Genomic DNA, 13,433 nt, shown 5'->3' with positions numbered 1-13,433 from the left:
CTCGTCGCCTTCTTCGGCATGATGAGCGAGGAACAACGGCAGTCTCTCAGTGATGCCGTACGGATCGTGCAGGGCCCGACCGGCCGAGGGGGGCTCGGCTGGTACCGTCCGGCCGTCCGGAGGGGGGCTCCGGAGGGCCGAGGTGCCGGGACGTCCGGCTGGGGGGCCGGACACCCGGCGTCCCGGTCGGCCCAAGGGGGGACGAGGGCCAACCGGAGTCACTGGGGGCAAGGGCCTACTGGTAGCTGATGTCGGAGGCCTTGAACTTGCAGCTCTTGCCGTCCGGGCCGGGCGGCGTCAGCTCCTTGGGCTCCTTGCCGGTGTTGTTGCCCTCGAAGCGCACACACGTCTTGATCTTCTTCTTGCCGTCACCGTGGATGCGGATCTTCGAGAGCGTCGCCGTGTCGCCGTAGTTGGCGTTCACCCCGACGATGGAGTTCATCGGCGCGGTCACGTCGATGTCGCTGAGCACGATCGTGCGCTTGTACTGCGTCTTGCAGTTGCCGCAGGAGCGGACCAGCTTGCCGGCGTGTCGTACCTGGAAGCCCGAGACGTTCAGCGTGCCCGCGCCGTTGAACTGCAGCACCTTGTCGTCGGCGTTCTTCGCGCCGCCGCCGATCACCTTGTACACCGCGGACGAGGACTTGCCCTTGAAGCTGGCCGCGTCCTCGCCGACGTCCGTCCACCACACGTTCTGCAGCGTGCAACTGCCCTTGCAGTGCACACCGTCCGCCGCAGGGGTGCCGATGACGACGTTCTTGAGAACCGCGCCGTCGGCCAGCTCGAAGAGCGGGTCCTGGCCCTCGTCCTGGTTGTCCTGGCCGAGCGCGCCGGTGCCGTAGAACATCTTCATCCCGCCGTCGCGCACACCGGAGACCGGGATGGTCTTGGACACGGGGGTCTTTCCCGTGTCCGTGGGCCAGGAGGACGCCGCGCCCGCCGTCGACAGCATCGACGTGGTGACGATCGCCGCACCCGTGATGCCGAACGCCGACACCGCGGCGATCACCGTCCGCCGCTTGGTGACGCTGCGGCGGTGGCGGACGCGCTGTTCTGCTGGTGCAGTCATGTACGGATTCCTCGGATGGGGGGTGGTCTTGCGCGTAGTGGTCGCCACCGGTGAGGAAAGGGTTGCCGCCTCTTCGCAAATTTTCACGAGTCGCCGTCGCCGTCGTCTCCGGCGGCGAAACCACCGCCGACCGACAGCTGCCGCGAACCGGCCGTGGCCGTCGCCGCGTAGCGGTCCCCGCCCGCGTCGCGGCCGCCGCGGACGTGGTCGAACTGGCCGGCGAACACCCACTCGCCCACCGGGACCGTACGGCCCTCCTTGAGGGTCCAGGTGTAGACGAGGAAGCCGTCCCGCTCGGCGACCTCCAGGGTGAAGTCGCCCTCGGGCAGGGAGCGCCAGGCGCCCGCGTCGGAGACCCCGCCGGTCTGGGCGACCTCCAACCGCACGGTCAGTGCCGTCAGTGGCTCACGGGTCTTGAGCGTGATGTCGCTCTGCGCCCAGAACTCGTTGCTGTGCGGGTCGACCGAGCCGTCCGACCACAGCGGGCCGTCCTCGGCCGAGGTGCGCGGCCGCTCGGTGGCCGGAGCGCTCGGCGTCCCCGACGGCGGGGGCCCGGACACGCGGCGCTCGGACGGCCGGCTCGGTGCCGGTTTCACCGGCACCGGGGGTTCGGGGGCCCGGCTCGTCGCCTCCGGGGACGGCGTGGGCACCGGGGTCGGCGACGTCGCCACTTCCCGCTGGCGCGGGGCGGTCTCCTCCTTCACAGCGGACGCAACCGCATAGCCGCCCACCGCCAGGACGCCGGCGACCGCGGCGGTCGCCCCCGCCACCCGCATCCAGCCGAACACCGGCGGACGCGTCGCCCCATGGCCGGAACCGGCCGGACCTGCCATGCCGCGTTCGACCCGGGCCAGCATGCGCTCCCGGTCGGGCTCGTGCGCCCCGGCCGCCTCGTGCAACCGGGCGCGCACCTCCTCGTGCACGTCCCGCCGCATGCTCATCGGTCCCTCCCTCCGCCCTCACCGGTGCGCACGCCCTCCACAGCCGGCGAGCAGCGGGGGACGCCCAGCGTCGCGTGCATCCGCTGCGGCACACCCTGTGCCCCCAGCAACCGCTGGAGTTCGGCCATCCCCTTCGAGGTCTGGCTCTTCACCGTACCCACCGACACCCCGAGTGCCAGGGCGGTGTCCTTCTCCGACAGGTCGAAGGCGTGCCGCAGCACCACACAGGCCCGCTTGCGGAACGGCAACCGGCGCAACGCCTCCTGCACATCGACCACGCCCGCTACATCCGGGTTCTCGGTGTTCTCCTCGCGCTGCGACCAGAACAGCGCGATGCGCCGCCGCTCGCGCACCGCGCTGCGGATGCGGGTACGGGCCAGGTTGGCGACCACACCGCGCGCGTACGCCGCCGGATGGTCGGCCGCGCGCACCCGGTCCCAGCGGTGCCACATCGCCAGCAACGCGTCCGCCGCCAGGTCGTCCGCGGTGTCCGACTCACCGGTCAGCAGGTGGGCGAGGCGGGACAGTTCGGCGTAGTGACGCTCGAAGAAGGCGTGGAACTCCACGGAGGCGGCGTCGTCGACGACCGTGCCCACGGGCGACCTCTCCTCCCAGCGGCTACGGGCGCTCCCGGCCGGGGCACCCTGTGGCTGTCATGTAGATGACATGTGATCATCCGGGGGGAGGCCCGGACGAGATCGGGAAGCGTAGCAGCGATCGTCGAACAGTTCGTACGGGGCTTCGAACGGCGTATGGCGGGCCGGACTCTGATTCCGTAACACGGCGAAAACCTGAACAGGGTTCAACCCGGGCACAATCCGGCCAGCATCCGCACACCGATCACCCAGGCACCGAGGAGCACGCGCCATGTCCGAACCCCAGCAGGTCACCGACCGGCCACCCGCCACGGCACCGCCGTCGAACAGCGTCGACCGGTTCTTCCGGATCTCCGAGCGGGGCTCCACCTTCGGCCGGGAGATCCGCGGCGGCTTCGCCACCTTCTTCACGATGGCCTACATCCTTGTCCTGAATCCCATCATCCTGGGCAGCGCGAAGGACAAGTTCGGGCACCAGCTGGACGCCGTCCAACTCACCACCGCCACCGCCCTGGTGGCGGCGGTCATGACGATCGTCATGGGCGTGGGCGGCAACCTGCCCCTCGCGCTCGCCGCCGGACTCGGTCTGAACGCCGTGGTCGCCTTCCAGATCGCCCCGCTGATGAGCTGGGACGACGCGATGGGCCTGATCGTCCTCGAAGGCCTGCTCATCTGCGTGCTGGTGGTGACCGGACTGCGCGAGGCCGTCATGCACGCGATACCCCAGCCGCTCAAGCAGGCGATCAGCGTCGGCATCGGCCTGTTCATCGCCTTCATCGGCTTCGTCGACGCCGGGTTCGTCAGCCGCATCCCGGACGCCGCGAACACCACCGTCCCCGTTCAGCTGGGCGGCACGGGCACCCTCGCCGGCTGGCCGATGCTGGTCTTCTGCCTCGGCGTGCTGCTGACGATCGGGCTGCTCGCCCGCAAGGTCAAGGGCGCCATCCTGATCAGCATCGTCACCATGACCGCGCTGGCGATCGTGATCAACTCCATCGCCGACATCAAGTCCTGGGGCCTGACCACACCTTCCTGGCCGGACAAGCTCGTCGACGCCCCCGACTTCGGGCTGGTCGGCCACTTCGACCTGTTCGGCGCCTTCAGCGCCCCCGGCGTCGGTGTCATCACGGTCGTCTTGCTGATCTTCACGCTGATCCTGTCCGACTTCTTCGACACCATGGGCACGGTCGTCGGCATCAGCGCCGAGGCCGGCCTGCTCGACGAGGAGGGCAAGGTCCCGAACCTCGGCCGGGTGCTGCTCATCGACGGTGCCGCCGCGGTCGCGGGCGGCGCGGCCTCCGCCTCCTCGGCGACCTCCTACATCGAGTCCGCCGCCGGGGTCGGCGAGGGCTCGCGCACCGGCTTCTCCAACCTCGTCACCGGCGGTCTGTTCGGCCTCGCGCTGTTCCTGACCCCGCTGCTCACCATCGTCCCCCTCCAGGCGGCCGCCCCGGCCCTGGTCGCCGTCGGCTTCCTGATGATGACCCAGGTCAAGCACATCGACTGGGACCGCTACGACATCGCCATCCCCGCGTTCCTCACCATCGCGGTGATGCCGTTCACCTACTCCATCACCAACGGCATCGGCGCCGGCTTCCTCGCCTACGTCGTCATCAAGACCGTGCTCGGCAAGGCCAAGGAGGTGCACTGGCTGCTGTGGGGGACCTCGGCGCTGTTCCTCGTGTACTTCGCCATCGACCCGATCGAGCAGCTCCTGGGAGCGAAGTGACACCGTCACCCGCGATGACATGAGAACGGGCCGCCCCCGGGGGGAAGGGGGCGGCCCGTCTCATCTGTACAGACGGCTTGCGGACGGCTGAGGTTCAGTCCTTGAGCGCCGCTTGCATCATCGCCTTGGCGACCGGCGCCGCGAGGCCGTTGCCGCTGACCTCCGAGCGGGCCGCGTCCGACTGCTCGACCATGACCGCCACGGCGACCTCCTTACCCGAGGAGTCGGACTTGCCGTACGAGGTGAACCAGGCGTACGGCACCTGGCTGTTGTTCTCGCCGTGCTGGGCCGTACCCGTCTTGCCGCCCACGGTCGCGCCCGGGACCTGGGCATTCGTGCCCGTGCCCTTGTTCACGACCGTCTCCATCGCCGACCGCAACTGCTCGGCGGTCGAGGAGCTGACGATCTCCTTCGTGCCGGCGTCGTCGTCGTAGTCCTGCAGCACATCACCACCGCTGTCGGTGATCTGCGAGACCATGTGCGGCGACACCAGCTTGCCGCCGTTGGCAATGGCCGCCGACACCATGGCCATCTGCAGCGGGGTGGCCGTGACGTCGAACTGGCCGATGCCCGTCAGGGCCGTCTGCGACGGGTCCATGTCCGACGGGTACACGCTCGTGTAGGCCCGGACCGGCACGTCCAGCTTGTCGTCGTCGAAGCCGAACTTGTCGGCCATCGCCTTCACCTTGTCCTGGCCGAGCTTCACGGCCATCTTGGCGAAGACGTTGTTGCAGGAGTACTCCAGCGCCGTACGGATGGTGGCGTTCGTGCAGGGCGCGTTCGGGTTCTCGTTCGTCAGGTCCCGGCTGGTGCCCGGCAGCGTGTACGGGTCCGGGCTGTCCGTCCGCTCGTCCACCGACGAGTACAGCCCGTCCTCCAGCGCGGCCGCCGCCACCACCAGCTTGAACGTCGAGCCGGGCGGCAGCGGTTGCCGCAGCGCACGGTTGACCAGCGGCTTCTCCGGGTCCGTGGTGAGCTTCTTCCACGCCGCCCCCGCGGTGTTGGCGTCGGTCAGCGACGAGGGGTCGTACGACGGCGTCGACACGATCGCGAGGATCTTCCCCGTCTTCGGGTCGATCGCGACGGCGCCGCCCTTCTTGTCGCCCAGCGCCTCGTAGGCCGCCTTCTGCACGTCCGGGTCGATGGTCGTGACCACGTTGCCCGGCTCGGCCCGCTGGTTGGTGAGCGTGTCCATCACGGACTTGAGCCGGCTGTCCGTGCCGTTGAGCAGATCGGTGTAGATGCCCTCCAGCTGAGTCGGGGCGTACGCCTGCGACGCGTAACCCGTCACCGCCGCGTACAGCGGGCCGTCCGTGTACGTCCGCTTGTACTTCAGGTCGCCCGTCTTCGTCGGCGTCGAGCCGGTGACCGACCGGCCGCCCACGATGATGTTCCCGAGCGGCGCCGAGTACGTCTCGATCGCGTTCCGCCGGTTGTCCTTGTCGTCTGCCAGCGCCTGGCCCTCGTAGAACTGCACCCAGGTCGCCCTGACCAGCAGAGCGAGCACCAGGAGCAGCGAGAAGACCGAAGCGCGCCTGATCGTCTTGTTCATTCCGACCATGCAGACGAGCCACGCCGGGCGGATCGTTCCCGTCCGTCCTGGTTTCTCATCCGACGGGCCGGTTTTCTCATCCACCGTTCAGAATGCCGGCCTCGTACGCGGCGATCACCGCCTGCGTGCGGTCGCGGGTGCCGGTCTTGGCCAGGACCGCCGCCACGTGGGATTTCACCGTGGCCGGGCCGACCTCCATCCGGCGGGCGATCTCCGCGTTGGTCAGGCCCCGCGCCATGTGCCGCAGCACCTCCCCCTCGCGCCCCGTGAGCTTCGCCACCCAGGCGGGCGGCGCCGGGTGCGCTCGGGCGTGCTCGGTCGCCAGGGTGCGCACGGCCGCCGGGAACAGCAGGCTGTCGCTGCGCGCCACCAGCCGGACCGCCTGCACCAGCGCGTCCGCGTCCGCCCGTTTCAGCAGGAACCCGGCGGCTCCGGCGCGCAGCGCGTCGTACACGTAGGAGTCGTTCTCGAAGGTCGTCACGACGACGATCCGGGGCGGCTCGTCCAGCGTCGCGAGGATCTGCTCGGTGGCGCGGATCCCGTCGGTCCCCGGCATCCGGACGTCCATGAGGACGACGTCCGGACGCAGCTCCCGTACGACCGACACCGCCTCCGCGCCGGTGGCGGCCTCGCCCACCACGGCCAGGTCCGGCTCGGCGGAGAGAATGGCGCGCAGCGCGCTGCGCACCATGCGCTCGTCGTCGGCGAGGACGACACGGATCGGGGCCGGGCGGGTCATGCGGGTCCTCTCATCGGCAGTCGTGTCATGGGCAGTCGTGCGTGCAGCCGCCAGGTCCGTGCCGGGGTAGGTCCCGCCGTCGCGGTCCCGCCCAGCAGCCTGGCCCGGTCGGCGATGCCCCGCAGCCCGTGGCCACCGCCGGTGCGGGAGGGGGCGGGGCCGGTCACCGGATTCTCCACGGTGATCTCCAGGTCTTCGCCATCCACCGCGATCCGCACCTCCACGGCGGCCCGCTCACCGGCGTGCTTGAGGGCGTTGCTCAGCCCCTCCTGCACGATGCGGTAGGCCTCACGGGACAGCAGCGGGGGCAGTGCCTCCGGGTCGGTGTCCACGGTGGCGCTCACCCTCTGTCCGCCCGCCCGGGTACGCCGCAGCAGCCCGTCGAGGTCGTCGGCGAGGGTCGGCGCGGCGGCCGTGCCGGGGGCGTCCCCCTCACGCAACACGCCCAGCACGGCGTCGAGTTCCCCGACCGTACGCCGGGTGGTGTCCTCGATCGCGGCGAGGGCCTCCCGGACGAACTCCGGGTCGGAGTCCAGGACCCGGCGGGCGGCACTCGCCTGCAGGGTGACCGCGCTCAGGGCATGGCCGACGGAGTCGTGCAGCTCCCGCGCCAGCCGGTTGCGCACGGCGAGGTCGGCCGCCCGTGCCTCGGCGGCGGCGAGCCGCTCCCTGGGAGTGGGGCCGAGCAGCAGGGGCGCCCAGCGGGCCAGCAGCGCTCCGCAGCCGGCCGCGCAGCCGGCGAGGGCGACGAGCGACACCGCGCCCGCGACGGGGGCGAGTGCCAGGGCCCAGGCGTGGTCGAGGACGTCGGGCAGGCCGGGCAGGTCGCCGCGCACCGCCGCGAGGACCGGCAGCACGATCAGCGTGACGGCGAACGGCGGCAGCGCCAGCGACATCCCCGCGATGATCCCGCCGAACCCGAGGTGCAGTGTGAACCAGGCAGCCGTACGGCCCTTCTCGCCCCGCGTGCGCGCGGGCCCGAGGGCGAGCCGGTCCGCGTCCACACCGCACAGCCAGCGCACGGCGGCCGACTCCAGGGGCCGGGTCAGCGGGAACAGCGAGGTGACGGCCGCGAGCGGCAGACCCAGGCCGAACGAGGCGAGTTGGAGGGGGAGGGAGCCGAAGACGTCCTCGGAACCGGCGGCCGGGCCGACGACCACCGAGCCGACCAGGACGTACGGCATGGCCAGCGCACCGCCGAGGATCAGATGGATCCAGCGCAGGCGCGCCCGCCGGCCGAACAGCAGCCGGGCGACTTCGCTCACGCCGTCCGCCGCGCGGCCCCGGCCGAGCGCTCCGCGCAGTGGAGGGCGCCGATGGCGGCGACGAGGAGGCCCACGAGCATCTGGCCAGCGTAGGCGAGATGCATCAGCGGCGTGGGCCGGTCGGCGAGGTCCGCCACGCCGCCGAGAGAGGCCAGCGACAACCACCCGCCCCAGCAGGCCACGGCACCCGAGCCGACCCAGGCCAGAGCGAGCGGCACCGACACGGGCAGAGCCCGGCCGCGCCGGAAGGCCAGCAGCACGGCACCGGCGACCGCCGCGAGGAGGAACACGACGTACAGGGCCTCCAGGACGTAGAACTCCCCGCCCCGCTCCGCCGCCCGCCCGTCGCGCAGGCCGGCGGATACGCCGCACTCGCGTCCGCTACCGCCGTCTGCGCACTGCTCGTCATCACCGTCGCGGGTCTGTCCGCCCTGTTGGACGGCCACTCCTCCGGGACGGACGCGTCGTCCCGCCCCATGAGCCCCGGGCCAACCGCCGCCGGCGCACCCGGCCGCTCGGCGCAACCGTCGGCCACGCGACCGTCGGCCACCGAGCCCGCCGCCGACCCGCCCCTCACCTGGAGTGTCGACCCCCTGGTTTGGGACAAGGGCTGCGATCACGATTACGTCCTCGACAAGCCGTCCGCGCAGGTGCCTCCGCCGCCGTTCCCGCAGGATGCCGAGATGTGGGCGACGACGCAGGGCGCGGTGCACGGGCGACAGACGAAGGTGCGGATCTCGGTGCAGGGGCGGTCGTCCACGGCCGTGGTCCTGAGGGCGATCCACGTCCGGGTCGTCAGCCGCGGCACTCCCGCCGACGGGAGCGCCTACTCCATGGGCCAGGGCTGCGGCAGCGATCTCACTCCCCGTCGCTTCACCGTGAACCTCGACGAGGACCGCCCCCTGGCCCAGCCGGAGGACGGCGCGAACGGTGCCGACGGCGGGCACACCATCCCGGCCGTACGCTTCCCCTATCGTGTCTCCGCCGAGGACCCTGAGGTGCTGGAGGTCCACGCGACGACGCAGGCCCACGACGCCCGCTGGTACCTCGAACTCGACTGGTCCTCCCAGGGCCGCACCGGCACGATCCGCATCGACGACGACGGCCGCCCGTTCCACACAACCAGCATCAAGGGCATGCCGCACTACTGGTACGGCACGAACGACGCGGGAGAGCGAGCCTGGGTTCCGCTCGACAGCTACTGACCTTTTCGGGTTGCCTTCGGGTGGTGACGCTGGGTGATTCCTGCGGTATGCCGGTGTTATGCGGTACGCGGATGGTGGGGGCCTGCCTGCTGAACGGCGGGCTGCGCGTGAAGGGATCCGGCTGGAGGCCGGGCGGAGGTTCGCACGAGGTGACAGGAATTCGGTCATCACCAAGGACAACACCGCCGGGTACGGGCGGATCGTCAACACGTGCTCCGACACCCTGTTCGGCGACACCGGGCGCAGCGCGTACGCCGTGGGCAGGCGCCCGTGCCAGGACTGACCACCTCCTCGGCAGCGGAAGGCGCCGCGTACGGCATCAAGGTCAACGCACGTGCCCATCGCAGCGACCCGCATGTCCCTGGAGGCGGTCTTGAACGACGATCGGACGACCGCGCTGCTCAACGACCTGTTCCCCGCCCGGCACATCGCAACGGTGATGGGCGTCGCTGGCCCATGAGAGCGCCCTCTGCACCGGCCAACTCCTCCACACGGCCGACCGCCGCACCGCCCGGATCTTCCTGGGGGGCCACCGAGGGCGTCGTATGGACGGAAGACCTCGCACCGGAGATGATCCGGGACGGCTTCCCGCGGATCCGGATCCGCGACATCGGAGCCTTTAGCACACTGGGGAGCGTCAGCGAGTCTATCGGCTTCAACGAGGTGGACCGGCGCGTTGTGCGCTTCCAGGACCTGGCCGGACAGGTGCCCGCCGTCTGCGCGCAGCTCGCCCTCTCCCAGCGGGAGCGGGCCGACGCCGCCAGCTACGTGCGCGTCATGACCGCGTGGATGAGCGGATACCACGCCTGGCAAACCGGGACCCAGCGCTACCGGAACGCCCCCAGGTCGTGCCGCCCTCGGGCCCGGGCCACCTCGGCGAAGTTCCCCGGCGTCCGCCGGCCACCGAGTTGAGTACGGCGCGGAGATGGACCGGGCCCGGACGTGCGGAGCGCGATCCAGGCGCTGATTGCGCCTTGTGGCCCGGGCGTACTGAGTACACACCGTGCAGACCGGGAGATCACTGTCAGGACCGGGCAAAGGTTCCGCTGTGTGGGTGCGCCCATCACCTCCGTGTCTGCGTGCCCACAGTTGCCGCTTTGCACGCCGCCCTCTACGGCGATCCAGAACCACTGCGACGCGCGGTGCCCGGCGTTGGACTGGACACGTAGCACCGAAGCTGGGGTGCGAGCGTTGACGGAGGCGGCGGTGTCATTGGGTGGTGAGCATGCCCTTCCGGAGCTGAGCCAGGGTGCGCGACAGCAGTCGGGAGACGTGCATCTGGGAGACGCCGAGCCGTTCGGCGATCTGGGCCTGGGTCAGTTCCTCCACGAACCTCCAGTGCAGGATCTTGCGCGAGCGCTCGTCGAGGTCGGCGATCATCGGGGCGAGGGCGTGGAAGTCCTCCACCAGTTCCAGCGCGCCGTCCTCGTTGCCGATGAAGTCGGACAAGGCCGTCTCGCCGTCCTCGCCGTTGCCGATGGCGGCGTCCAGGGATGAGGAGCGGTAGCCGTTGGAGGCCACCCGCGCCTCGATGACCTCCTTCTCCTCCAGGTTCATCAGCTGGGCCAGCTCCGCCACAGTCGGCGTGCGGCCCAGGCGGCTGCTCAGCTCCTCGGTCGCGCGAGCCAGCTGGACGCGGGCCTCCTGCAGACGGCGCGGAACGTGAACGGCCCACGTGGTGTCACGGAAGAACCGCTTGATCTCGCCCACGATGTAGGGGATCGAGAAGGAAGTGAACTCCACTTCTCGGGACAGCTCGAACCGGTCGATGGCCTTGATCAGACCGATCACGCCGACCTGGACGATGTCCTTCATCTCCTCCTGGTCCCGGCTGCGGAAACGGGAGGCCGCGTAGCGGACCAGGGAGATGTTCATCTCGATCAACGTGTTGCGCGCGTACTGGTACTCCGGCGTGCCCTCTTCCAGCCGATCCAGCTGCTGGAAGAACAGGCGGGTGAGCTCACGCGCGTCTTTCGGAGCGACCTTCGAGGGGTCGGCCATCTCCGGCAGTTCAGCGCACTGCGCCTGCGCCATCGTCGCTGCCGTATCCGTAACCATGTGTCCCTCCCCTGCCGGCCATGCCGACCACTTCAACTTGCCCCTGCCGCGCTTACCCCTTCCCCCCGCCTTCATGCCTACGCCTTCTACGGGGTCGAGGACGTCAACGTGGCGGGCATCGTCACGGACCACTGCTTGCCACCTCGCTGGGCGCCGTGATGGCAGGCTTCCGCGCTCGGATACGCCTGGACCACTCGGTCGCCCCGGAGACGACAGCCGCGGCCCTCGATGCCAGGGAGGCATCGCCGTAGCCTCGAGCGCTTCTGCAGCGAAAAGGAAAGCCATCATCACAGCAGGGAGAAGCAGGGCAAACAGAATCACAGAACCTCCCGGCAGGTCGACGCGCACGGCGGGCTCCGGTGCAGCCGATACCCGGGGCGGGCATGGGCGGCAGGCGGGCGGGGGCGGGGTGGAAGGCTCGCGGTGCCTTGCACTCCCTGTCCCGCACGCGACCTCGGCAGGCCGGGTGCACGAGCCGCAGGCAGCCGATGCATCCGCTGGCTGAGCAGGAAAATGACCGACGCAACCGAGTCCGTTAGGCCGGAGTGAATCGTCCGTCTCGGCGTCGGAGCCACACGCCCCCCGATCAGGTCCACGCCGGTGACCGCTACGCCGGGCAACGCCGCGCCATCGGCCGGGACTGCGCCCACCAACTCCTGGCTTCCGGACTGGCCTGGCCACTGCCAACACGACATCTCAGATGATGCTCAGTCGCCGTGCCTCGCGCATCCACGACGGGAACTCGGACAGCAGCCGGTCGTAGAGCTCTGCATCCGGTACGCCACTGATGTCGTCGACGGCGAAAAACCCGACGTTGTCGACGCGCCGGCCCGGCAGGGTGTCGAACCGCTCCAGCACGCCGTAGTTGGAGCGCCCCAGTCCGACGAACTGCCAGAAGACCGGTTCGTCCACCGCCTCCCGCAGCTCGGTTTCGATCTCCTTGTTTCGGTAGACGCCGCCGTCGGAGAAGAAAAGCACCAGCGTGGGGGCTGCCGCCGGGTGCTCACGGACGTAGGTCCGCACCTCGGCGATCACCTTCTGCTCCTCGTTCTGGACCCCGACCGCGCGCATGTCCACCTGGCCTGGCAGCAGACCCTTCCGCGGCTTCTTGCGCCGGAACAACGTCAGTTCACCGACCCGGACATGACGCTGCAGCCACTCCGGCAGGTCACCCAGGGCGAGGTCCGGCAGCCGGGCCGGATTCGACGCGAACGTCCACGCCTGCATCGCACCGTCGTCATCGAGCTGCGCGGCCACCGCGGCCATCCGCTCCACGACGTCGGCTACGACACCCCTCGAGTACAGGGACGACATCGACCCGGAGGCGTCCAGGACCAGGATGACGCGCGCGGTCACTCCGTCCGCCCCGTGCTTGCGAAGACTGACGGCCACTTGCTCTTTGCGCAGAGAGAGCCGCTTGCGCATGTCCACCGGCAACTGCTCCTCGCCCTTGACGAGACGCGGGGAGGAGGCGTCCGGGGCGGGGGGCATCGGGGCCCGGGCTGGGGTGGGAGGTCCAGGCTGGAGCGGAGCGCTCGCGACGGCAGGCGTGGGCGCCGGGGCAGCGGGCGCGGACGGGAACGTGGGTGCGGAGGAAGCCATCGACGCGGTGGTGCCCGGTTCTTCATCCACGCTGATGCCGAAGTCGGTGGCCAGGCCCGCGAGTCCGGACGCGTACCCCTGTCCCACCGCGCGGAACTTCCACTGACCGGCCCGCCGGTACAGCTCTCCGCCGATGAACGCCGTCTCCGTCGTTGCCTCCATCTCGAACAACGCCAGCTGCCCACCCGTCCCGGCATCCAGCAGTCGCAGCCGCAGACCGGACAACTGGCCGAAGGTGCCCCCGTCCGCGGAAGCGCCCAGAACGACCCGCTCGACCTCCGGCTCCAGGGATGTGGAGCGAGCCCCCTCCGATCGAGCTGGAGAATGTGCGGTTCCTCGCCGGCTATCGGCGGGCGTGGTTCTTCGATCCGGATGTGCTCGCCGCGGTCAGAAGTGCAGTGTGGGAGGGGATCAGGATTGAAGAAGCACTGTCTGCGGTGTCTGCCTATCCGGCACCGTCTGTACGGGCGGCACTGTTTCATCTGCTGTGGCGGCAGGAGTTCAGTGTGGACATGACCCAGAGGTTGACCACCGCCAGCGTGTTGCGGACCGCGTCATGAGTGGCGCAGCGACGCGTCACCACCACCCCCGTGGCTGCGCCACATCGCGGAGTGGAACCCCTTCAGCGCCACGGTCCAGGCCTGTCGTGTGCTGTTCGCCAGCCCGGGCCAGTCCCC

Annotated in this window: 13 protein-coding genes and 4 pseudogenes; 8 read left to right on the top strand and 9 right to left on the bottom strand. The window is 70.3% G+C overall.

All coding sequences use genetic code 11. The features are described from left to right. Nucleotides 1-249, top strand: a pseudogene (locus ABT116_RS32095) (hypothetical protein); the annotation flags it as partial. Here ABT116_RS32095 and ABT116_RS32090 read toward each other — a convergent pair. The 3 genes from ABT116_RS32090 to ABT116_RS32080 form a co-directional block, all read right to left on the bottom strand. Further along, nucleotides 236-1,069, bottom strand: a complete 834-nt coding sequence (locus ABT116_RS32090; RefSeq protein WP_351640956.1) for a pectate lyase — start codon at nt 1,067-1,069, stop codon at nt 236-238. The pseudogene ABT116_RS32095 and the gene ABT116_RS32090 overlap by 14 nt on opposite strands. Before the next feature lie 83 nt (nt 1,070-1,152). Then, nucleotides 1,153-2,010, bottom strand: coding sequence for a hypothetical protein (locus ABT116_RS32085; RefSeq protein ID WP_351640954.1), 858 nt, complete (start codon nt 2,008-2,010; stop codon nt 1,153-1,155). Then, nucleotides 2,007-2,606 carry a SigE family RNA polymerase sigma factor gene (locus ABT116_RS32080; protein WP_351640953.1) on the bottom strand — a complete coding sequence of 200 codons (600 nt, stop codon included), beginning with the start codon at nt 2,604-2,606 and terminating at the stop codon, nt 2,007-2,009. The genes ABT116_RS32085 and ABT116_RS32080 overlap by 4 nt, the downstream gene beginning before the upstream one ends. Before the next feature lie 271 nt (nt 2,607-2,877). Here ABT116_RS32080 and ABT116_RS32075 point away from each other — a divergent pair, with 271 nt between their 5' ends. Next, on the top strand, nt 2,878-4,335 hold the full coding sequence (locus tag ABT116_RS32075) for an NCS2 family permease (protein WP_351640951.1): 1,458 nt from the start codon (nt 2,878-2,880) through the stop codon (nt 4,333-4,335). Between the two features lie 94 nt (nt 4,336-4,429). Here ABT116_RS32075 and ABT116_RS32070 read toward each other — a convergent pair whose 3' ends face one another. The 4 genes from ABT116_RS32070 to ABT116_RS32055 all read right to left on the bottom strand — a co-directional run bounded on the left by ABT116_RS32070 (nt 4,430) and on the right by ABT116_RS32055 (nt 8,337). Next, a complete protein-coding gene (locus ABT116_RS32070) occupies nt 4,430-5,887 on the bottom strand; it encodes a peptidoglycan D,D-transpeptidase FtsI family protein (protein WP_351640950.1) in 1,458 nt (485 codons plus the stop codon). 76 nt (nt 5,888-5,963) lie between these two features. Then, complete coding sequence (locus ABT116_RS32065) at nt 5,964-6,626, bottom strand: response regulator (RefSeq protein WP_351640949.1); 663 nt, start codon at nt 6,624-6,626, stop codon at nt 5,964-5,966. After that, nucleotides 6,623-7,891: a sensor histidine kinase gene (locus ABT116_RS32060; RefSeq protein WP_351640947.1), complete on the bottom strand. Its 1,269-nt coding sequence runs from the start codon at nt 7,889-7,891 to the stop codon at nt 6,623-6,625. The genes ABT116_RS32065 and ABT116_RS32060 overlap by 4 nt, the downstream gene beginning before the upstream one ends. Then, a complete protein-coding gene (locus tag ABT116_RS32055) occupies nt 7,888-8,337 on the bottom strand; it encodes a hypothetical protein (RefSeq protein WP_351640945.1) in 450 nt (149 codons plus the stop codon). The genes ABT116_RS32060 and ABT116_RS32055 overlap by 4 nt, the downstream gene beginning before the upstream one ends. Before the next feature lie 30 nt (nt 8,338-8,367). Between ABT116_RS32055 and ABT116_RS32050 the strand changes: the two genes are divergently transcribed. The 4 genes and pseudogenes from ABT116_RS32050 to ABT116_RS32040 all read left to right on the top strand — a co-directional run bounded on the left by ABT116_RS32050 (nt 8,368) and on the right by ABT116_RS32040 (nt 10,008). Beyond that, nucleotides 8,368-9,096 (top strand): hypothetical protein, encoded by a 729-nt coding sequence (locus ABT116_RS32050; RefSeq protein WP_502983974.1) that lies wholly within the window; start codon nt 8,368-8,370, stop codon nt 9,094-9,096. A 58-nt stretch (nt 9,097-9,154) separates the two neighbouring features. Beyond that, nucleotides 9,155-9,274: pseudogene (locus tag ABT116_RS50970) on the top strand (IS630 family transposase); the annotation flags it as partial. Between the two features lie 156 nt (nt 9,275-9,430). Continuing rightward, nucleotides 9,431-9,556 (top strand): hypothetical protein, encoded by a 126-nt coding sequence (locus tag ABT116_RS32045; RefSeq protein ID WP_351640944.1) that lies wholly within the window; start codon nt 9,431-9,433, stop codon nt 9,554-9,556. Further along, nucleotides 9,553-10,008, top strand: a complete 456-nt coding sequence (locus ABT116_RS32040) for a hypothetical protein (protein WP_351640942.1) — start codon at nt 9,553-9,555, stop codon at nt 10,006-10,008. Before ABT116_RS32045 ends, ABT116_RS32040 begins: the two co-directional genes overlap by 4 nt. 297 nt (nt 10,009-10,305) lie before the next feature. Here the strand turns inward: ABT116_RS32040 and ABT116_RS32035 are convergent, their stop codons facing one another. Continuing rightward, entirely contained in the window at nt 10,306-11,154 is an 849-nt protein-coding gene (locus ABT116_RS32035) for an RNA polymerase sigma factor SigF (protein ID WP_351640940.1), read from the bottom strand. 696 nt (nt 11,155-11,850) lie between these two features. Then, nucleotides 11,851-13,047: pseudogene (locus ABT116_RS32030) on the bottom strand (vWA domain-containing protein); the annotation flags it as partial. Between ABT116_RS32030 and ABT116_RS32025 the strand changes: the two are divergent. Beyond that, complete coding sequence (locus ABT116_RS32025) at nt 13,047-13,316, top strand: hypothetical protein (protein ID WP_351640938.1); 270 nt, start codon at nt 13,047-13,049, stop codon at nt 13,314-13,316. The pseudogene ABT116_RS32030 and the gene ABT116_RS32025 sit on opposite strands and share 1 nt — an antisense overlap. A gap of 10 nt (nt 13,317-13,326) precedes the next feature. After that, nucleotides 13,327-13,433, top strand: a pseudogene (locus ABT116_RS32020) (ABC transporter permease); the annotation flags it as partial.

Origin of the sequence: Streptomyces sp. NPDC002130, from assembly GCF_040296465.1 — a bacterium.
Taxonomy (GTDB): domain Bacteria; phylum Actinomycetota; class Actinomycetes; order Streptomycetales; family Streptomycetaceae; genus Streptomyces.
Note: the sequence above shows the minus strand (reverse complement) of the source record. Positions and strands in the feature narration are given on the sequence as shown.

Coding starts and splice junctions, on each gene's coding strand:
- ABT116_RS32090 (WP_351640956.1), bottom strand. CDS start 1,069: ATGACTGCACCAGCAGAACAGCGCGTCCGCCACCGCCGCAGCGTCACC.
- ABT116_RS32085 (WP_351640954.1), bottom strand. CDS start 2,010: ATGAGCATGCGGCGGGACGTGCACGAGGAGGTGCGCGCCCGGTTGCAC.
- ABT116_RS32075 (WP_351640951.1), top strand. CDS start 2,878: ATGTCCGAACCCCAGCAGGTCACCGACCGGCCACCCGCCACGGCACCG.
- ABT116_RS32070 (WP_351640950.1), bottom strand. CDS start 5,887: ATGAACAAGACGATCAGGCGCGCTTCGGTCTTCTCGCTGCTCCTGGTG.
- ABT116_RS32065 (WP_351640949.1), bottom strand. CDS start 6,626: ATGACCCGCCCGGCCCCGATCCGTGTCGTCCTCGCCGACGACGAGCGC.
- ABT116_RS32050 (WP_502983974.1), top strand. CDS start 8,368: ATGAGCCCCGGGCCAACCGCCGCCGGCGCACCCGGCCGCTCGGCGCAA.
- ABT116_RS32040 (WP_351640942.1), top strand. CDS start 9,553: ATGAGAGCGCCCTCTGCACCGGCCAACTCCTCCACACGGCCGACCGCC.
- ABT116_RS32035 (WP_351640940.1), bottom strand. CDS start 11,154: ATGGTTACGGATACGGCAGCGACGATGGCGCAGGCGCAGTGCGCTGAA.
- ABT116_RS32025 (WP_351640938.1), top strand. CDS start 13,047: ATGTGGAGCGAGCCCCCTCCGATCGAGCTGGAGAATGTGCGGTTCCTC.